The organism is Nocardioides hwasunensis, from assembly GCF_014779665.1.
GTDB lineage: Bacteria > Actinomycetota > Actinomycetes > Propionibacteriales > Nocardioidaceae > Nocardioides > Nocardioides hwasunensis.
Window position 1 is genome coordinate 152,070 of record NZ_JACXYY010000002.1, and the last position, 18,860, is coordinate 170,929.

Here is an 18,860-nt window from a genome sequence, read left to right on the forward strand (position 1 = left end):
TAGCGGCCCGCCGGGTCCTCAGCTGTTGCGGATGACGTACGCCGTCGCGCCGGACGCCCCGATCCAGAGCCGCTCGAACTGCGCGCGGTCGTAGGTCCGCCGCACCTGGCTGTTGGTCGCGCCGGCCGGGTCGTTGACGACCACGTTGCCCTGCGCGTCGAATCCCACGACCACCAGCAGGTGGCCGTTGCTCGCGGAGATCGGGGCGCCGGTGAGCTGGTTGCGGCCGAACGCGATCGAGACGATCAGCGGCACACCGGCCGCGATGTAGTCCTCCGCCTCGCGCAGGTCGCGCATCCGGGTGACGTAGGAGTCGCCGCCGACGAGCGTGGCGGCGTAGGCGGTGTTGAAGGCCCAGTTGCCGGTGCCGCGGTAGCCGTGGTCGTAGACCATCTTGGCCGTGTGGTCGACGACGGCGTCGGCGTGGCCGGCGGCGATGCCGGTCGGCGTCGGTGAGAGCCCGTAGTAGCCCAGGACCATCGCGGTCGACGTCGGCGAGCACCAGGCCTCACCGCCACCGCCCCACTGCGGGTAGTGCCCGGTGTGCACCATCTGGGAGTAGGCCGGCACGTCGAGCACCGTGCCCACGCCCGGGCCGGGCACCGAGGTGGGTCGGGGGGCAGAGGCGTCGGCCGAGGCCACGGCCCCGACGCGCTCGAGCGAGACGCCGAGGCTGGAGCCCTTCGGGCGCAGCAGCGTGACCCGCACCTGCCACGACGTGATCGTGCTGACGGCGTACCACGTGTCGGTGCTGACGCGACCGAGGTCGTCGGGCTGCCCGGAGTACGTCGTGCGCGCCACGGGGCGGTCGGTGGTCGCCCAGTCTGCCATGGTGTCCCAGCTGCCCGTGCGGCCGTCGGCGCCGCGGGCGCGGACCTCGACGCGGATCATGCTCCGCCCCGGCGTGGTGGCCTCCCAGGTCGGGACGAGGGCGGTCGCGCCGAAGCCCGGCGTCGCCCAGGGGGAGGTCCAGGTGCCGGCCTCGTACCTCTTGCCCGCGACGGTCCGCGGCCTGGGTGAGAGCATCGAGACCTGGCCGCGGCCGAGCTTGAGCCCGGCGCGCTTGCCGGCCTTGAAGTCGGCGTAGCTGCTCCACGACGTCATCGCGATCTGCGCCGTCGCGCGCGTGCGCGCGTCGGCGGGTGCGCCGGCCGCGGCGGGCGCGACCAGCGCGCCGCCCAGCAGGAGGGGGAGGGCCAGGGCCAGGGACGTGGCGGCCGTGAAGGCAGCGGCAGGGCGTCGGAGCACCGCACGACGATAACCCGCGACGTCCCACACGTCACAGGAGTCACAGAAGCCGGTCGCGTGACTTCGGCATCCGCACGACCGCGCACCTAGACTCGGCCGCGTGACTCTGAGGCTCCACGACACCGCGACGCGCGAGACCCGCGACTTCGTCCCCCTCGTCGAGGGCAGGGCGGGCATCTACGTGTGTGGACTCACCGTGCAGTCGGAGCCGCACGTCGGGCACGTGCGCTCCGCGGTCAACTTCGACGTGCTCCGGCGCTGGCTCTCCGCGACCGGCCACGAGGTCGACTTCATCCGCAACGTCACCGACATCGACGACAAGATCCTCACCAAGTCGGCCGAGCAGGGGGTCCACTGGTACGCCCTCGCCGCAGCGATGAAGCGTGAGCTCGACAAGGCGCTCTCGGCGATCAACGTGCTCCCGCCGACCTACGAGCCCGGGGCGACCGGCCACGTGCCCGAGATCGTCGAGCTGACCGAGCAGCTCATCGCGGCGGGCCATGCCTACGCCGCGGAGGACGGCAGCGGCGACGTCTACTTCGACGTGCGCAGCTGGCCGGCCTACGGCGAGCTGACGCGCCAGAAGGTCGACGACATGGAGCCCGCCGGTGACGCCGACCCGCGCGGCAAGCGCGACCCCCGCGACTTCGCCCTGTGGAAGGGACAGAAGGTGGGGACGGAGCCGGACACCGCAGCGTGGCCGTCGCCGTGGGGCAGAGGAAGGCCGGGCTGGCACATCGAGTGCTCGGCCATGGCCGGCAAGTACCTCGGCCCCGCCTTCGACATCCACGGAGGCGGCGTCGACCTCCGCTTCCCGCACCACGAGAACGAGCAGGCGCAGTCGCGTGCCGCCGGCCGGCCGTTCGCGTCGTACTGGCTGCACAACGCCTGGATCACCACCGCCGGCGAGAAGATGAGCAAGTCGCTCGGCAACTCGCTGCTCGTCCCCGAGGTGCTGAAGCGGGTGCGTGGCCAAGAGCTGCGCTACTACATGGTCGCGGCGCACTACCGCTCGCACGTCGAGTTCTCCTTCGACGCCCTCGACGACGCCGCCAAGGCCTTCCAGCGGATCGAGGACTTCCTCGACCGCGCCGCCCCCGTGGTCGGCGACTGGTTCGCCTCGATGCCGGATGCGTTCGTCGCTGCCATGGACGACGACCTGGGCACTCCGGCGGCCGTCGCGGTCATCCACGACTCCGTGCGCGAGGGCAACCGGCTGCTGGCCGCGGGACCGTCCGACGCGCTGAGCCAGAAGTTCGGCGAGGTGATCGCGATGCTCGACGTGCTCGGCCTCAACCCGGCCGACGACGCGTGGGCGGCCGCCGGTGGCGCCGGCGACAAGCTGACCGAGGTCGTGGACGCCCTGGTCACGGGACTGCTGGCAGAGCGGACGGCCGCGCGCGAGGCCAAGGACTGGGCCCGCGCCGACGCGATCCGCGACCAGATCAAGAACGCCGGCCTCGACGTCGAGGACACCCCGGCCGGCCCACGGTGGTCGATAGAAGCAGGGACGGTGTGATCGCACATGGCCGGTAACTCCAAGCGCAAGGGCGCCATCAAGAAGACCGGCAAGGGCAACCCCACCGCCGGGTCCGGAGGCCGCGTCCGGCGCGGCCTCGAGGGGAGGGGCCCGACGCCGAAGGCCAAGGACCGTCCCTACCACCAGGCGCACAAGGCCGCGAAGCGCGCCGAGCGCGCGAAGGACACGCGGCCCAAGCGGCGTACGTCCTCCGACGCCGAGTGGGCGGCCGGGCGCAACTCGGTCGTCGAGCTGCTGCAGGGCGGCGTCCCGGTGTCGGCGATCTACGTCGCCGAGGGTGCCGAGCGCGACAGCCGCATGCGCGAGGCGTTCAAGCTCGCCGCCGACCAGGGGCTGACCCTGCTCGAGGTGACCCGCAACGAGATGGACCGGATGACCAGCGGCGCCGTGCACCAGGGTCTCGCCGTGCGGCTGCCGGCCTACGACTACGCCCACGCCGACGACCTGCTCGAGCGGGCGGCGGAGGCCAAGGAGCCGGCGCTCGTCGTCGCACTCGATCAGGTGACCGACCCCCGCAACCTCGGTGCGGTGATCCGCTCGGCGGCCGGCTTCGGCGCCCACGGCGTGCTCATCCCCGAGCGTCGCGCCGCCGGGATGACCGCCTCGGCGTGGAAGACCAGTGCCGGTGCCGCCGCACGGCTCCCGGTCGCGCAGACGGTGAACCTGACCCGCCAGCTCAAGGCCTACCAGGACGCCGGCTGCATGGTCGTCGGCCTGGCGGCCGACGGCGACCTGTCGCTGCCCGAGCTGGTCGCCCCCGGCGGCCTGGCCGAGGGTCCGCTCGTCGTGGTCGTCGGGTCCGAGGGCAAGGGACTGGGCCGGCTCGTCGCCGAGACCTGCGACCAGATCGTCTCGATCCCGATGGCCGGGCAGCTGGAGTCGCTCAACGCCGGAGTGGCCGCGTCGGTCGCGCTCTACTCGATCTCGCAGGCCCGCGTGGGATGAGTCCCTCGCACCGGGTGGCCTGATGGGCCGCCGACGTCGCATCGCCGGCGGCATCGTGGTGGTCTGCCTCAGCGCCCTGCTCGGTGTCGCGGTCGCCGTGTCGCTGTTCCTCAACAGCAGCCGCACGGTCGTGCTGGTGGGGCACGACACCGTCGTGCGCCCCACGTTCGACCGGGACGCCGTCGTGGAGACCGGCCCCCTCCTGCCCGACTTCCGCTTCCGTGACGTCGGGCCGATCGGTGTCACCCTGACCCTCGGCAAGACCGAGGTGGGCTCGGTCGAGGAGCTCGTCGAGCGCTACGCCTACATCGCCGGCGACCCGACCGCCCCGATCGAGAAGGTCGGCGACGTCGTGGCGGACATGGCGGTCACCGCCGCGCTGCGCGGGCTGGGCGTCGGCCTGGTCCCGATCGCGTTCTACCTGCTGCTGGGCCGGCACCGCCGCGGCGAGCTGTTCCGCGGCGTGCGCACCCGCAACGGCGTCCTCGCGCTCGTCCTCCTGCTCGCGCTGCCCGTCCTGGTGTGGCAGCCCTGGGAGGCCGACGAGGAGACCCAGGAGGATCTCGGCACGTGGCAGACGCTCGCCGAGCTCGCCGGTCCCGACGTCGAGCTGCCCACCGAGGCCCGCGACATCGAGGTGCGCACGGGCCCGGTCACGACCGAGAGCAAGAAGCTGGTGCTCAGCGCGGTCGACACCTACGAGAAGAGCAAGGAGTTCTACTCCGACGCTGCGGAGGAGGCGGCGGACCTCGAGGACATCCGCCGTGCCGAGGAGGGTGAGACGGTCGCCCTGCTGGTCACCGACCGCCACGACAACATCGGGATGGACCGCGTCGCCCGGGCGATCGGCGAGGCCGCAGGTGCCACCGTCGTGCTCGACGGCGGCGACGACACCTCGACGGGCCAGCCGTGGGAGGGCTTCAGCCTCGACTCGCTGTCCGCGACGTTCGAGGACTTGGACCGCTACGCCGTGGCAGGCAACCACGACCACGGCACCTTCGTCAGCAGCTATCTCGCCGACCAGGGCTGGACGATGCTCGACGGCGAGGTCGTCGACGCACCGTGGGGCGGCACGATGCTCGGCGTCGACGACCCGCGCAGCAGCGGCCTGGGCAACTGGCGCGACGAGTCGGGACTGAGCTTCGCCGAGGTGGGTCTCCGCCTCGCCGACGAGGCCTGCGCGGCGATGGAGGACGGCGAGCGGATCAGCACGATCCTCGTCCACGACGCGAACCTCGGCCGCGAGACGCTGCAGCGCGGGTGCGCCGACCTGGTCCTCGGCGGCCACACGCACGTGCAGGCCGGGCCGGACGCCGTCGAGGGCGACGACGGCGCGGTCGGCTACACCTGGACGAACGGCACGACCGGGGGAGCGGCGTACGCCTTCGCGCTGGGCAGCAAGCCGCGCCGTGACGCCGACGTCAGCCTGGTGACCTACGCCGACGGGCGCCCGATCGGACTGCAGTGGGTGCGGCTGCGCACCAACGGCACCTGGCTCGTGGGCGAGTGGACGCCCATCGAGCCGGTCACTCCTGACCCGTGATCGCCTCGTCCGGCCGTCGGGTGAGGAACCGGTCGATGTAGTCGCGAGCCGTCTCGTGGATGTCGACCTCGCGCCCGGCCTGCTCCGAGAGGTACCAGCGGTGCTCGAGGATCTCGTGGAAGATCTCGGCCGGCTCGAGCTTGCCGGTCGCGTCGGGCGGGATCATCCGCATGATCGGCTCGAAGATCTCGTGCATCCACCTGCTCGCCACGAGCTGCCGGTCCTCGCGGCCGAGGTCGAAGTGGGCGGTGAAGGCGGCGAGGTCGTTGAGCAGCCGGCGGGCCTGGTTCTCCTCCACCGACATGCCGGTGAGGGCCTGGACCTCGCGGGAGTGGTGCCCGAGGTCGACGACCTTCGGCTGGATGCGGATGGTGTCGCCGCCGAGGTCGGTGACGATGTCGAGCTCGTCGACGTCGAAGCCGAGGTCGTTGAGGCGCTCCACGCGGCGCTCGATGCGCCACATCTCGTCGGCGCCGAACTCCTCCAGGTCGGTGAGCTCGCGCCACAGCGCCTCGTAGCGCTCGCGCAGGTGGGTGATGATCGCGAAGCCGTCGATCGGGTGCTGGACGGCGCCGCTGGCGCTGAGGTCCATCAGCTCGGCGAAGACGTTCTCGCACCCGACGGTGATGTCGTACTCCCGCATCCGGTCGCTCACCGCGTCGTGCAGCTCACCGGTCTCGGCGTCGACGAGGTAGGCCGCGAACTCACCGGCGTTGCGGCGGAAGAGCACGTTGGAGAGGGAGACGTCGCCCCAGTAGAAGCCGGCCAGGTGCAGCCGCACGAGCAGGACCACGATCGCGTCGACGAGGGTCGGCACGTGCTCGGCGGTCATCCCGCGGCTGAAGAGGCTGCGGTAGGGCAGGGAGAACTGGAGGTGCCGGGTGATCAGGGCCGCGGGCAGCTCGCCGCCGTCGGGATCCTCGCGCCCGGTGACCACGCCCTGCGGCACGACGGCCGGCATGCCCATCCGCTGCAGGTCGCGCAGCATCCGGTACTCGCGGAAGGCGATGTCGTCGTGGGTCTCCTTGACCGCGTAGACGCGCTCGCCGAGGCGCACGATGCGCACGACGTGGCGCGACAGGCCACGCGGGAGGGGGACGACGACGTCGTCGGGCCACTCCTCCAGGGGTGTGTCCCACGGCAGGCCGAGGATGGCCGGGTCGGGCCGGCTGGCGACGATCCGCAGGGGCATGCGGCCTGAGGCTACTCCGTCGCGAGGCTCCACAGGTCGACGCGCGGTCCGTCGCTCGCCGGGACCTCGATCCCGTCGGTGCCCACGACCAGGTCGCCGCCGCCGGGCTCGGAACCGAGGAGGTGGCGCCCCGCACCGAGGGGCAGGGTGAACGCCCCGCCTGCGGCGCGTCGGGCGACCACGAGGACCGACTGGGCCGGCAGCTCGCGCAGGTAGGCGATCGTGTCGGCCTCGACGTGGGCCCACCGCAGGCCGCCACGGCGAAGCGCCGGGTGGTCGCGTCGCAGCCGCGCCAGGTCGGCGTACGTCGTGAGGGTGCGGGTGTCCCACGCGTCACGGCGGTGCCAAGGCATGGTCCGGCGCGCGTCCTCGCCGGTGACGCCCTCGAGCCCGATCTCGTCGCCGGCGAACACCATCGGCACGCCGGGCAGCGTGAACTGGAGGCCGGCGGCGACCCGGTGGACTCCCGCGTCGCCGCCGACGACGGTGCGGATGCGCGCGGAGTCGTGGGAGCCGAGGATGTTCCAGCTGTTCGAGGTCGCCCGCCACCCGAGCGTGCCCTGCCAGGCCCGGAAGGTGTCGACGACCGCGGCGCCGTCGCGCCGGGGGACCGGCACCGGACGGCCGAACGGGCGGGCCGGCGACGAGGGGTCGCGCAGCCACGACCACACCGGCCAGGAGAACCCGGAGTAGTTCATCGTGCCGTGCCAGCCGTCGCCGTCGACGTCGCCGGTGGCGTCGTGGTTGTGCTCGCCGATGACCCACGGGTCCTCGCGCAGGTCGGCCGCCGTCGCCCGCACCGCTCGTGCCACTTCGTGGGCGACGTCGAGCGCGCCCAGCCGTCCGGTCATGTTGGCCACGTCGATGCGCCAGCCGTCGACGTCGAAGGGCGGACGCAGCCAGCGCCCAACGACCGAGTCGGGCCCCTCGACCATGGCGTGGCGGACGTCGAGGTTGGCGTGGTTGATCTTCGGCAGGGTGCCGTGGCCCATCCAGCAGGCGTAGGTGCCGTCGTCGGCGAAGGAGTAGAACGAGCGGTGCGGGTCGTCGTGGCCGTCGACGGCGGCGAGGAACCACTCGTGGGTGTCGCCGGTGTGGTTGGTGGTGAGGTCGCCGAGGATCCGCCACCCGCGCTCGTGCACGGCGGTGCTGAGCCGGTCGTAGGCCTCGTCGCCGCCCAGCAGCGGGTCGACGTCGGTGAAGGTGGTCGCGTTGTAGCGGTGGTTGCTCTCGCCCGGGAAGACCGGCGTCGTGTAGAGGACGTCCGCGCCGACCTCCGCGACGTGGTCGAGGTGCTCGGTGATCCCGTCGAGGTCGCCGCCGAAGAGCTGCATCGGCGTGCGCGGGTCGTCGGGCTCGAAGGCGACCTCGTCGTCCCAGCCCGCCGGCAGCGCCCAGTCGGGGTGCTCGCGCTCGTCGGCTGCCGCGGACCGGGCGAACCGGTCGGGGAAGACCTGGTAGACCACCGCGTCACGACCCCAGTCCGGGGCGGCCGGAAAGGCGGCCAGCCGGAAGTCGGCCGAGTCCGGGACGTCGTGGGCCACCAGGCCGGCGCCGGTCAGCCACTCCTGCTCGACACCCCTGACCACCAGGAAGCGGTAGTGGGTCACCGGGTTGTGGACCGGCAGCTCGGCCGACCACCACACCGCGTCACCCTCGGCCGTGGAGGTCGTCGGGTGGAACACCGGCTCGGCGTCGTACGTCGTGCGCAGCCAGACCGCGTCGACCGGGTCGGCGGCGCTCGTCCGCATCCGCACGGTGACCGTGTCGCCCAGGTCCGGCGCCTCGTCCGAGACGTAGGAAGGGGAGCCGTCGTGGTGGGGGAGGTGGAGGAGGCTCACGGGCCCCATCCTCCCTCACCTAGGATGGCCGCCGCGCCTCCACTGCGTGGTCGGGCGCACGCCGGTGTAGCTCAGTTGGTAGAGCGCCATACTTGTAATATGGATGTCGCGGGTTCGACTCCTGTCACCGGCTCTCCGCCGCTGTGGAGCCTCAGCGGACCTGCTCGACCGCGAACTCGTTCGCCGGCGCCGCGATGGCGTCCTGCGCGGCAATGAGGCGCAGCTCGCGCTCGCCGGAGTCGAGGGTCTCCTTCAGCACGGCGAAGACCGACGAGGCCGTGCGGGCCAGCGCGTCGGCGGCGGAGCCGGTGCTCTTCAGGTGTGCGGTGAACAAGGCGGCGGTGATGTCACCCGAGCCGTTGGCCTTCATCGGCAGCCGCGGCGTCGTCACCAGCCACGCCTCGTCGCCGGTGACGGCCAGCATCTCGATCGTGTCGACGGCCGCACCGTCGCGGTCGACGGAGGTCACCAGGACGGTCGAGGGGCCCAGCCCGCGGACCTCGTCGACCGCGCTCAGGATGTCGGGGAGCGACGACGGGGCGCTCAGCGCCTCGCGATCGGTGATGAAGCCGAGCTCGAACTGGTTGGGCGTCAGCACGTCGGCGACCGGGATGATCGTGGAGCGGTACTTCGGCGGGATCGCCGGGTTGACGAAGCAGCCCGAGGTCGCGTTGCCCATGACCGGGTCGCACGTGTAGGTCGCGTCGGGGTTGGCGGCCTTCACCTGTCGCACCGCGTCGACGATGACGTCCGCGATCTCCGGCGAGCCCTGGTAGCCCGACAGGATGGCGTCGCAGGTCTCGAACGCACCTCGCTCGCCGATGCCGGTGATCACCGCGGCGACGTCCTCGGCCCCGATCAGCGGCCCGCGCCACGCGCCGTAACCGGTGTGGTTGGAGAAGTTCACCGTCAGCACCGGCCACACCTCGTGACCGAGGCGCTGGAGCGGGAAGACGGCTGCGGAGTTGCCGACGTGGCCGTAGGCGACGTGGGACTGGATCGAGAGGACGCGCACGGACCGAGGGTAGCCCCGTCGCTCAGGCCACCTGCAGGGACCGCTTCGAGAGACCCATCCAGTAGCCGTCGATGACCTGGATGCCGGGCTCGTCGGCCGTGGTCGCGGCGCCGAGGGTCACGAAGAGAGGCGTGTAGTGCTCGACGGTCGGGTGGGCGTACGGCATGCCGGGCGCCTTCGCCCTGAAGTCCGAGAGCGTGTCCACGTCACCCCGGGCGAGCGCCTCGGCGGCCCAGAGGTCGAAGTCGGTCGACCAGCCCGGAGCGGCGGCATCGATCCGGAACTCCTCCAGGAAGGGCAGCCCATGGGTCAGGAAGCCCGAGCCGACGATCAGCACGCCCTCCTCGCGCAGCGGGCGCAGTCGCTCGCCGAGCCGCATCAGGCGGTGCGGGTCGTCGGTGGGCAGCGACATCTGGAGGACCGGGATGTCGGCCTCGGGATACATGATCTTCAGCGGCACCCAGGCGCCGTGGTCGAGGCCGCGTGAGGTGTGCTGGTGGACGGGCTCGCCGGTCGGCATCATCGCGGCGACCCGCTGGGCCAGCGCCGACGCGTCGGGCGTCTCGTAGGTCATCTGGTAGTACTTCGGCGCGAACCCGCCGAAGTCGTAGACCAGCGGCGCGTGGCTGGCGGACAGGCTGACGGGTGCCGACTCCCAGTGCGCGCTGACGATGAGGATCGCCTTCGGGCGCGGCAGGTCCTTCGCCCAGGCGGCGAGCTGGCCGGACCAGATCGGGTCGTCGAGCAGCGGCGGCGCGCCGTGGCCGATGTAGAGCGCGGGCATGGAGTCAGTCATAGTCACCTCAATAGTTCGTGATTCAACTATATTCCCGCGACGGTCCAGTGGCAACGGGCTCCCCGCGCGGGGTAGTCCAGTGGCAGGTGGCCGGCCGGCGGGCCGGACGACGACCACCTGCCACGGGACTACCGCGGCTCGCGCGCCGGCACGTCGTCGTAGGTCGGCAGCGACCAGTCGACCGGGTCCGCGCCCTGCTCCTCGAGCAGCCGGTTGACCTGGCTGAAGGGCCTCGAGCCGAAGAACCCGCGCCGCGCGCTCAGGGGCGAGGGGTGCGCCGACTCGATCGACGGGATCTCGCCGAGCAGCGGCTTCAGCTTCCTCGCGTGGCTGCCCCAGAGGATCGCCACGCACGGGCCCCCGCGCTCGGCGAGGGCGACGATCGCGCGCTCGGTGATCGCCTCCCAGCCCTTGCCCTGGTGGCTGTTGGAGTCGCCCGGTCGCACGGTCAGCGACCGGTTGAGCAGCATCACGCCCTGGTCGGCCCATGCCGACAGGTCGCCGTGCCTCGGCGGCACGATGCCGAGGTCGTCGCGCAGCTCGACGTAGATGTTGACCAGGCTCGGCGGCAGCGGCCACACGTGGCGCTCGACCGCGAAGCTCAGCCCGATCGGGTGCGTCGGATTGGGATAGGGGTCCTGCCCGACGACCAGGACGCGTACGTCGGCGAGCGGGCGGCGGAAGGCGCGGAAGACCAGGTCGCCCGCCGGCTGGTAGCCCCGACCGGCCGCCACCTCCTCGCGCAGGAACCGACCCATCGCCGCGATCTGGTCGTCGACCGGGGCCAGGGCCTCGGCCCAGTCCGGTGCGACGAGGTCCTTCTCGACCAGTCCTGACAGTGCGCTCACGTCGTCGTCCTCCCTCGGGTCGGTCGCTGGAGCCGGTCGAGGAAGGCCACCAGCAGTGCCTCGCGCATCGCAGGGGAGGCCACGTCGAGCATCGCGTTGACCTCGGCCATCCGGGTCGGCAGGGCGAGGTCGCCGTCGGCGGTCTCTCCCACGAGCCCGGAGGCGGCCAGCAGCCCGTCGAAGTCGTCGTCGCCGAGCGACGCCGGGTCGAGCGCCTCGATGAAGGCCACCACTCCCGGGTCGACCCCGACCGGCCCCGCCGCCTGCGCGGCGGCGACCGACTCGACCAGTGCGGCCGCGAAGTCGTCGACGTGGGCGAGCGTCCCTGCACTCACGGACAGGTGGATGCTGGGCCCGTCGCCCGCGTGGGACAGCTGCGGCTGGACGTACCACCCGCGCGCCACCAGCTCGTCGGTCAGCGTGAACGGGTCGCAGGTCTCGTCGGTCGTCAGGGTCACCAGCGTCGAGTCGGGCGCGACCAGCACCTGCAGCGCGGGCGCGGCCCCGATGGCCGCGACGATGGCGTCGACCGCCTCGAAGGCCCGCCCGGCCAGTGTCAGGTAGCCCGCGTCGCCGACGTGCTCGACCACCGCCCAGGTGCCCGCGATCGGTCCGCCGGACCGGGTGGACTGGGTGGTCGCGTTGAGCATCGTGTAACCCGGCCAGGCGGCCGAGGCGAAGAGCTGCGGTCGGCGCAGGCCGGCGTCGCGGTGCAGCAGGATCGAGGTGCCCTTCGGGGCGTAGGCGTACTTGTGGGTGTCGACCGAGATCGAGGTGACGCCCTCGACGGCGAAGGTCCACGGAGTCACCTCGCGCCCCAGCCGGGCGGCGTACGGCAGCACCCAGCCGCCGATGCACGCGTCGACGTGGCAGCGGATCCCGCGGGCGGCGGCCGCGGCGGCGATCTCGCCGACCGGGTCCACCACCCCGTGGGCGTACGACGGTGCGCTGGCGACCACCAGCACGGTGGACTCGTCCATCGCCGCCGCCATCGCGGCGGGGTCGGCGCGGAAGTCGGGGCCGACGGGCACCAGGACCGCCTCGACCCCGAAGTAGTGCGCTGCCTTGTGGAACGCCGCATGGGCGGTGCTCGGCAGCACCATCCGGGGGCGGGCCACCTCCGGTCGAGCGTCGCGGACACCCTGCACGGCGAGCAGGATCGACTCGGTGCCTCCGGAGGTCACCGTGCCGACGGCGGTGTCCGGTGCGTCGAGCAGGTCGCAGGCGAAGCCGAGCAGCTCGTTCTCCATCTGCAGCAGCGACGGGAACGCCGTCGGGTCGAGTGCGTTGGACCCGGCATAGGTGGCCACGGCCTCCCGGGCGATCCGGTCGATCTCGGAGTCGCCCGCGTCGTAGACGTAGGCGAGCGTGCGGCCTCCGTGGACCGGCAGGTCGGCGCCCTGCAGTGCCTTCAGCCGGTCGAGCGTGTCGCTCACGAGCGGACTCCTTCCGCAGCCGCCACCTCGGCGGCGTCGAGGGTGTACTGGCGCAGCCACCACAGGCTGGCCAGGGTCAGCGCGGCCGGCAGCAGCGAGAACCCGAGGGTGATCGCGGTCAGCGCCGAGTCGGGCTGGACGATGTCGCGGCCCTGGCTGGAGAGGTAGCCACCGAGGGCGAGCACCACCGCGAACACCGCGGGCCCGAGGGCCAGACCGAGGGTCTCGCCCGCGGTCCAGACGCCGGTGTAGACGCCCGTGCGGTTCTCGCCCGTGCGGGCCGAGTCGACCGCCGCCGCGTCGGGCAGCATCGCCATCGGGAAGACCTGGCACCCGGCATAGCCCACGCCGACCAGGGCGGTGGCGGCGAACACGACGCCCGGGGGCGCGACCCGAGCGGTGGCCGCCAGCACGGCCCCGGCCGCCAGCACGCAGGATGCGATGACGTAGCCGCGGCGCTTGCCGATCCGCATCCCGACCGCGGTCCAGATCGGCGTGAGCAGCAGCGCCGGTCCGACGAAGCAGACGAACAGGATCGTGCCCGCGCCGCTGCGGCCGAGCACCTCGCGGGCCAGGTAGTCGACGCCCGCCAGCATGCAGCCGGTCGCCAGCGCCTGGAGCACGAACGTCGTCAGGAGCACCCGGAAGTCGCGGGCCCGTGCCACGATCCGCAGCTGCTCGCGCAGGGAGCCGGCTCCTGCGGCCACCGCGCCGACCGGCGCGTGCCGGGTGCCCCACCAGGCACTCACCACACCGACCACGATGACCACCGCCATGACCACGCCCATCACGCGGTAGCCGTCCCGGCCGCCGACGGAGTCACGGATGACCGGCGCCGTGGCGCCGGCCAGCATGATCGTGAACGCCAAGATCGCGACGCGCCACGTCATCAGCCGGGTGCGCTCGTCGTACGACGTGGTGATCTCGGCCGGCATCGCGACGTAGGGCACCTGGAAGAAGGCGTACGCCGACGCCGCCAGCACGAAGAAGACCAGCACCCAGCCGGCCTCGAGCGCGCGGCTCCCGAGGTCGGGCGCCGCGAAGATCAGGGCGAACGCGCCCGCGAGCATCAGGCCGGCGCGGATCAGCCACGGACGGCGCGGACCCGCCGGGTCGACCGTGCGGTCGCTCACCCGGCCCGCGACCGGGTTGAGCACCACGTCCCACGCCTTCGGCAGGAAGACGATCACGCCCGCCCACAGGGCGGCGATGCCGAGCTCGTCGGTCAGGTAGGGCAGCAGCATCAGTCCGGGCACGGTGCCGAAGGCACCGGTCGCCACCGAGCCGCTGCCGTAGCCGATGCGCGCGGACCGGGGGAGCCGTGCCACCTCGCCCGGCGCCGTCGCCGGTCCCAGCTCCGGGTTCACCGCTGGCCCAGCGCCCGCGAGCCTGCCGAGCCGTAGCGGCGCGAGGGATTGGAGCCGATCGCGCTCGACGACGCCTTCTTCGCGGACTTCGTGGCGGACGACTTCCTCGCGGGTGCCTGCTTCGCCGCCGCCTTCTTCGCGACAGCCTTCTTCCCGACAGCCTTCTTCGCGGGCGCCTTCTTCGCCGGAGCCTTCTTCGCCGGAGCCTTCTTCGCCGCAGCCTTCTTCCGGGTCGGCGGCGGCACCCCGCCCGACCACTGTTCGATCCACTCGTCGATGACGGTCCAGGTGGTCGCGCGGGCGGCGCGACCGGTGAGCATCCCGAGGTGGCCGCCGGGCACGACCTCGAACTGCACCTGCCGCGACCCGGACAGCAACGGCACCACCGCGCGCACCGCGGGCAGCGGCGCGATGCCGTCGGTGTTGCCGGCGAAGACGAGCACCGGCACCTCGATCGCGGCCAGGTCGATCGTCCGTCCGCCCATCGCCATGCGGCCCTCGACGAGCGCGTTGCACTTGACGAAGCGGTGGTAGAGCTGGCCGAACGTGCGACCCGGGTAGGCCGTCATGTTCGCCCGGAACCGGTCGACCGCCTCGAGCTGGGCGAGGTAGTCGGTGTCGTCGAGGTGGGCCACCACCGCCAGCGGCTTGGTGAGCAGCTTCTGCGCCGACGCTGCGCTGAAGGCCCAGTTGACCAGCGGGGTCGGCACCCCGCCGAGCGCGCGGTAGGCCCGGGTGACGAGGGCCGGGCCCTGGGTCAGGTTGAGCAGCGGGCGCACCGGTGCCACCAGCGGCACCTTGCGCACGTCGACGGGTGAGCCGAGCACGGTCAGCGAGGCGATCGGCAGGTCCTGGCGGTCGGCGGCGACCAGCAGCGCGAAGATCCCGCCCAGGCTCCAGCCCACGAGGTGCACGCCGCGTCCGTCGGCGTGCTCGCTGACGGCACGGATCGCCTCGGGCAGCACCTCGTCGACCCAGTGCTCCATCCCGAGCGCGCGGTCCTTGAAGGCGACCCGGCCGTAGTCCACCAGGTAGGTCGCTCGCCCCTGGGAGACCAGGTGCTCGACCAGTGAGCAGTCGCGTCGCAGGTCGAAGCAGAGCGCGGGCGCGGCCAGCGGCGTCACCAGCAGCACCGGGTCCCCGGTCTCGGGCACGCCCGGGGCCGCACGGTAGTGGTAGACCTCGCGCAGCTCCCCGTCGTCGATCAGGGTGCGGGGCATCGGACGCAGGTCGGCGAGACCGCCGTAGAGCACGGTGTGGGCGACGTTTCCGGCCGCCGCGACCAGCTGGTCGGGCTTGGGGATCAGGTCCATGGGAGGAATCTACGCACCCGGGTGCATCCGGTAGCGGGGCTCGAGGAGAGAAGGGGGTGACGGGCGCGATCGCGCGCCCCCGACGGAAGGACCTTCCATGAAGCGACGCCTCCCCGCCCTCCTCGCGGTGTCGACCCTGGCACTCGGCGCGGTCACGGCCACCGCCCCCGCCGCCAGCGCCAAGGCCGCGGGTGACGAGAGCCTGGCGACCCTGCTCACCTCGGACGGCAACACGTTCGACAAGAACGCCAAGGACTTCGACATCCTGACCGAGGCGGCGCTGGCCGTCGTCGCGGCCAAGCCCGACTCGCCGGTCGCCCTCGTGGCCGACGGGAGCAAGCGGGCCACCGTGTTCGCGCCGACCGACCAGGCCTTCCGCCTGCTGCTCAAGGACCTCACCGGCAAGACGGTCAAGAGCGAGAAGAAGGTGTTCCAGCAGCTGGTCGAGGTCGCCGGTGTCGACACCATCGAGACGGTCCTGCTCTACCACGTCATCGCAGGGAAGACGCTCACCAGCCCGAAGGTGCTCAAGGCCAACGGTGCCAAGCTCACCACGGCCCAGGGCGGCAAGATCACGGTGAAGATCAAGAAGAAGCCGCAGCTGAGCATCACGCTGAAGGACGCGGACAAGAACGCGCGGGACGCCAAGGTCATCCTCGGCTCCCTCGACCTCAACAAGGGCAACAAGCAGGTCGCGCACGGCATCGACCGCGTGATGCGCCCGGTCGACCTCTGAGGACCGACCTCTGAGGAGGCTGGATCGCCGGTCGGGGAGCTCACGTCGCTGCTCGACCGGCGGCACCGGCGGCATGTCGGACAGTAGGTTGGCCCCGTGGTCAGCGGGGTGAGGGAGTTCGAGGAGGACCAGGACGACGACGTCCGGTCCCTCGCCGCGCGCCTCGTCTCCGGTGAGGAGACCGCCCTCGAGGCGGTGTACGACCGCTGGTCGGCGCTGGTCCACACCTACGCCCTGCGCGCCCTCGGCGACGTCCACGACGCCGAGGACGTCACCCAGCAGGTGTTCGTCGCCGCGTGGCGCAGCCGCCACACGCTGACCCCGACGCCGGGAGCCCTCCCCTCGTGGCTGCTCGGCATCGCCCGCCATAAGGTCGCCGACGTCCGTGCCTCCCGCGCGCGCGACGCCGGCAGGATCGCCGCCGCGGCGTCCCTGCCGGAGGCTCGCGACGTCGCGGAGCAATCCGCGGACGAGGACGTCACCGAACGACTGGTGGTCAGGCAGGCAGTCGAGGAGCTGCCCGACCCGCGTCGCACGATCATGTTCCTCGCCTTCTGGGAGGGATGCAGCCACACCGAGATCGCCGAGGCCGTGGGCCTCCCGCTCGGCACTGTCAAGAGCCACGTCCGCCGTGGCCTGATCTCGCTCCACCAGCAGCTCGAGGGGGTACGCCGTGAGTCACGTTGACCTCGACGTCCTCGCCGACCTCGCCCTGGACCCGACCGACGCCCCCGAGGACGTCCGCGAGCACGTCGCGTCCTGTCCCGACTGCACCGCCCTCCTGGCCTCGCTGGGCGACGTACGCCGTCTCGCCGGCGCAGAGCCGCTGGTGTCCGCGCCGGCCGGTCTGCGCGACCGGGTCCTGGCCGAGGCCCGCTCGACCCCGCAGTCGACCGACCGGCCCGCGGACGACACCGCCGACCGACCTCCGCCGCCCGTGCCCCTCGTGCCGTCCCGGGCCCGCCGACGGCGGATCCCGGCCTGGGCCGCCGGCCTGGCAGCGGTCGTGACGCTGCTGGCCGGTCTCGGCCTGGGGCGCCTCACCGCGGGCGAGACCTCGCCCGCGCCGGAGGAGCGAGCCACGGTCGTGGCCGCGACGGCCCTCACCTCGCTCGACAGCGACGCGCCCCGCGGCACCGCCGAGGCGGTGCGCGACGACGGCGCGGTGACCCTGCGGGTCAGCGCACGTGAGCTCGGCGACGCCATCGGCTTCCACGAGGTGTGGCTGATCAACGTCGACGGCACCCGGATGGTCTCCCTCGGGGTCCTCGCCAGCGGCGACACCGGCGAGTTCCAGGTCCCGCGCGGAGTGCTCGAGGACGGCTACCGCATCGTCGACATCTCGGTGGAGCCCCACGACGGCGATCCCACCCACTCGGGTGTGAGCCTGGCCCGGGGCGAGCTCGCCTGAGCGCCTTCCTGAGCCCGCGCCGCGGGCAGTCCTCGACATCGCGACCCGTGGGGGCTAGGAACGACCCATGAGGTGGCGCTACGCGGTCCTGGGCGGTGCGGCGGTGGCCGGTGCTGCCACGGCGGTCCACGACCTGGTCCAGCGCAAGCACGCGATCCTGCGCAACTTCCCCGTGGTCGGCCACGGCCGTTTCCTCGTCGAGCGGATCGGTCCGGAGCTGCGGCAGTACATCGTGACCAGCAACGACGAGGAGCGGCCGTTCAGCCGTGACCAGCGCAGCTGGGTGTACGCCAGCTCGAAGCTGGAGAACAACTACTTCGGCTTCGGCACCGACAACGACGTCGAGCGCGTCGAGGGCTACCCGATCATCAAGCACCGCACCTTCACCGGTACGGGCGCGGCGGTCATGCCGCACGCGCAGGAGGAGATCGTGCTGCCGTGCGCCAAGGTGATGGGCGCGTCACGGGGCCGCACGCACGCCTTCCGGCCGCAGTCGGTCGTCAACATCTCGGGGATGAGCTTCGGCTCGCTGTCCGGCAAGGCGATCGAGTCGCTTAACAAGGGCGCTGCCATGGCCGGCTGCCTGCAGAACACCGGTGAGGGCGCGCTCGCGCCGCACCACCGCCACGGTGGCGACATCGTCTTCCAGATCGGCACCGCCTACTTCGGCTGTCGCGACGAGCACGGCCGCTTCGACCTCTCCCGGCTGGTCGACCTCGTGCAGTCGGCACCGGTCAAGGCGATCGAGGTGAAGCTCAGCCAGGGCGCCAAGCCCGGTCTGGGCGGCATGCTCCCGGGGGAGAAGGTCAGCCAGGAGATCGCCGACATCCGCGGCATCCCGGTCGGGCAGGACTGCGCCTCGCCGAGCCGTCACGCGGTCTTCCACGACGTCGACTCGATGCTCGACTTCGTCGAGACCGTCGCCCAGGCCACCGGGCTCCCGGTCGGCATCAAGTCCGCGGTCGGCAACCTGACGATGTGGGACGAGCTCACCGAGGCGATGGCCGGTGGCGACCGGGGGGTCGACTTCGTCAACGTCGACGGTGGGGAGGGCGGCACCGGCGCGGCGCCCATGATCTTCGCCGACTCCGTGGCCTACCCGTTCCGGATCGCGTTCTCGGAGGTCTACCGCCGCTTCGCCGCGGCCGGGCTCAGCGACGACGTCGTCTTCGTCGGCGCCGGCAAGCTCGGCATCCCCGAGAACGCCGTCGTCGCCTTCGCCCTCGGCGCGGACCTGATCAACGCCGGCCGCGAGGCCATGATGTCGATCGGCTGCATCCAGGCCCAGAAGTGCCACACCGACCACTGCCCCGTCGGGGTCGCCACGCAGGACCCGCGCTACACCCGCGGTCTCGACGTGTCCCTCAAGAGCGTGCGTGCGGCGAACTACGTCCGGAGCCTGCGTCGTGACCTGCTGAAGGTGTCCGAGGCGGTCGGGGTCGTCCACCCCGGTCTGATCTCGCCGCGCGACGTCGACCTCGTCGACGGGACGCGGTCCGCGGTCGGCCTGGCCGAGACCTACGGCTACGACCCGTCGTGGCCGCGGCTGGGGCCGGCGCTCGTGCAGGAGATCGAGGCGATCATGGTGGCCCAGGACGCGTCCGGGGCCGGCCGCGCCTGAAGCGCGCC

At 72.3% G+C, this 18,860-nt stretch carries 16 protein-coding genes and 1 tRNA gene; 8 read left to right on the forward strand and 9 right to left on the reverse strand.

Annotated features, from left to right (window positions below; translation table 11 throughout):
- Positions 1–18 precede the first annotated feature (18 nt).
- Positions 19–1,248 carry a C39 family peptidase gene (locus tag IEZ25_RS04720; RefSeq protein WP_191198267.1) on the reverse strand — a complete coding sequence of 410 codons (1,230 nt, stop codon included), beginning with the start codon at positions 1,246–1,248 and terminating at the stop codon, positions 19–21.
- A gap of 100 nt (positions 1,249–1,348) precedes the next feature.
- Between IEZ25_RS04720 and cysS the strand changes: the two genes are divergently transcribed.
- The 3 genes from cysS to IEZ25_RS04735 are packed head-to-tail and all read left to right on the forward strand — an operon-like array spanning position 1,349 to position 5,276.
- On the forward strand, positions 1,349–2,767 hold the full coding sequence (cysS, locus tag IEZ25_RS04725) for a cysteine--tRNA ligase (RefSeq protein ID WP_191198268.1): 1,419 nt from the start codon (positions 1,349–1,351) through the stop codon (positions 2,765–2,767).
- A 6-nt stretch (positions 2,768–2,773) separates the two neighbouring features.
- A complete protein-coding gene (gene rlmB, locus IEZ25_RS04730; RefSeq protein WP_191198269.1) occupies positions 2,774–3,733 on the forward strand; it encodes a 23S rRNA (guanosine(2251)-2'-O)-methyltransferase RlmB in 960 nt (319 codons plus the stop codon).
- Positions 3,734–3,755: 22 nt separating this feature from the next.
- Positions 3,756–5,276: a metallophosphoesterase family protein gene (locus IEZ25_RS04735; protein WP_191198270.1), complete on the forward strand. Its 1,521-nt coding sequence runs from the start codon at positions 3,756–3,758 to the stop codon at positions 5,274–5,276.
- Here IEZ25_RS04735 and IEZ25_RS04740 read toward each other — a convergent pair.
- Both IEZ25_RS04740 and IEZ25_RS04745 read right to left on the reverse strand, forming a co-directional pair.
- Positions 5,260–6,468 carry a DUF4032 domain-containing protein gene (locus tag IEZ25_RS04740; protein ID WP_191198271.1) on the reverse strand — a complete coding sequence of 403 codons (1,209 nt, stop codon included), beginning with the start codon at positions 6,466–6,468 and terminating at the stop codon, positions 5,260–5,262. The genes IEZ25_RS04735 and IEZ25_RS04740 overlap by 17 nt on opposite strands.
- 11 nt (positions 6,469–6,479) lie before the next feature.
- Positions 6,480–8,309, reverse strand: coding sequence for a glycoside hydrolase family 13 protein (locus IEZ25_RS04745; protein WP_191198272.1), 1,830 nt, complete (start codon positions 8,307–8,309; stop codon positions 6,480–6,482).
- Positions 8,310–8,369: 60 nt separating this feature from the next.
- On the opposite strand from IEZ25_RS04745, the gene IEZ25_RS04750 reads away from it, so the two are divergent.
- A tRNA-Thr gene (locus tag IEZ25_RS04750) sits at positions 8,370–8,442 on the forward strand.
- An 18-nt stretch (positions 8,443–8,460) separates the two neighbouring features.
- On the opposite strand, the gene pdxY is transcribed toward IEZ25_RS04750, so the two are convergent.
- The 6 genes from pdxY to IEZ25_RS04780 all read right to left on the reverse strand — a co-directional run bounded on the left by pdxY (position 8,461) and on the right by IEZ25_RS04780 (position 15,084).
- Positions 8,461–9,324 (reverse strand): pyridoxal kinase PdxY, encoded by an 864-nt coding sequence (gene pdxY / locus IEZ25_RS04755; RefSeq protein ID WP_191198273.1) that lies wholly within the window; start codon positions 9,322–9,324, stop codon positions 8,461–8,463.
- A 22-nt stretch (positions 9,325–9,346) separates the two neighbouring features.
- Positions 9,347–10,120, reverse strand: coding sequence for a dioxygenase family protein (locus tag IEZ25_RS04760; protein ID WP_191198274.1), 774 nt, complete (start codon positions 10,118–10,120; stop codon positions 9,347–9,349).
- A 128-nt stretch (positions 10,121–10,248) separates the two neighbouring features.
- The gene (locus IEZ25_RS04765; RefSeq protein WP_191198275.1) at positions 10,249–10,968 is read right to left on the reverse strand and encodes a uracil-DNA glycosylase; all 720 of its coding nucleotides are present in this window, start codon (positions 10,966–10,968) and stop codon (positions 10,249–10,251) included.
- Positions 10,965–12,404, reverse strand: coding sequence for a pyridoxal phosphate-dependent decarboxylase family protein (locus IEZ25_RS04770; protein WP_191198276.1), 1,440 nt, complete (start codon positions 12,402–12,404; stop codon positions 10,965–10,967). Before IEZ25_RS04770 ends, IEZ25_RS04765 begins: the two co-directional genes overlap by 4 nt.
- Entirely contained in the window at positions 12,401–13,771 is a 1,371-nt protein-coding gene (locus IEZ25_RS04775; protein WP_318152046.1) for an MFS transporter, read from the reverse strand. Before IEZ25_RS04775 ends, IEZ25_RS04770 begins: the two co-directional genes overlap by 4 nt.
- A complete protein-coding gene (locus tag IEZ25_RS04780; RefSeq protein ID WP_224748489.1) occupies positions 13,768–15,084 on the reverse strand; it encodes an alpha/beta fold hydrolase in 1,317 nt (438 codons plus the stop codon). Before IEZ25_RS04780 ends, IEZ25_RS04775 begins: the two co-directional genes overlap by 4 nt.
- A gap of 97 nt (positions 15,085–15,181) precedes the next feature.
- Between IEZ25_RS04780 and IEZ25_RS04785 the strand changes: the two genes are divergently transcribed.
- The 4 genes from IEZ25_RS04785 (at position 15,182) to IEZ25_RS04800 (ending at position 18,852) form a co-directional block, all read left to right on the forward strand.
- Entirely contained in the window at positions 15,182–15,820 is a 639-nt protein-coding gene (locus IEZ25_RS04785; protein ID WP_191198277.1) for a fasciclin domain-containing protein, read from the forward strand.
- 96 nt (positions 15,821–15,916) lie between these two features.
- Positions 15,917–16,507 (forward strand): RNA polymerase sigma factor, encoded by a 591-nt coding sequence (locus tag IEZ25_RS04790; protein ID WP_318152047.1) that lies wholly within the window; start codon positions 15,917–15,919, stop codon positions 16,505–16,507.
- Entirely contained in the window at positions 16,494–17,231 is a 738-nt protein-coding gene (locus IEZ25_RS04795) for an anti-sigma factor (RefSeq protein ID WP_191198278.1), read from the forward strand. The genes IEZ25_RS04790 and IEZ25_RS04795 overlap by 14 nt, the downstream gene beginning before the upstream one ends.
- Before the next feature lie 67 nt (positions 17,232–17,298).
- On the forward strand, positions 17,299–18,852 hold the full coding sequence (locus tag IEZ25_RS04800; RefSeq protein ID WP_191198279.1) for an FMN-binding glutamate synthase family protein: 1,554 nt from the start codon (positions 17,299–17,301) through the stop codon (positions 18,850–18,852).
- Positions 18,853–18,860 lie beyond the last annotated feature (8 nt).

Bases quoted from the DNA above. Each gene is read 5' to 3' on its own strand.
- IEZ25_RS04780 (WP_224748489.1), bottom strand. From the start codon at position 15,084: ATGGACCTGATCCCCAAGCCCGACCAGCTGGTCGCGGCGGCCGGAAAC.
- IEZ25_RS04740 (WP_191198271.1), bottom strand. From the start codon at position 6,468: ATGCCCCTGCGGATCGTCGCCAGCCGGCCCGACCCGGCCATCCTCGGC.
- IEZ25_RS04785 (WP_191198277.1), top strand. From the start codon at position 15,182: ATGAAGCGACGCCTCCCCGCCCTCCTCGCGGTGTCGACCCTGGCACTC.
- IEZ25_RS04760 (WP_191198274.1), bottom strand. From the start codon at position 10,120: ATGACTGACTCCATGCCCGCGCTCTACATCGGCCACGGCGCGCCGCCG.
- rlmB (WP_191198269.1), top strand. From the start codon at position 2,774: ATGGCCGGTAACTCCAAGCGCAAGGGCGCCATCAAGAAGACCGGCAAG.
- IEZ25_RS04735 (WP_191198270.1), top strand. From the start codon at position 3,756: ATGGGCCGCCGACGTCGCATCGCCGGCGGCATCGTGGTGGTCTGCCTC.
- IEZ25_RS04800 (WP_191198279.1), top strand. From the start codon at position 17,299: ATGAGGTGGCGCTACGCGGTCCTGGGCGGTGCGGCGGTGGCCGGTGCT.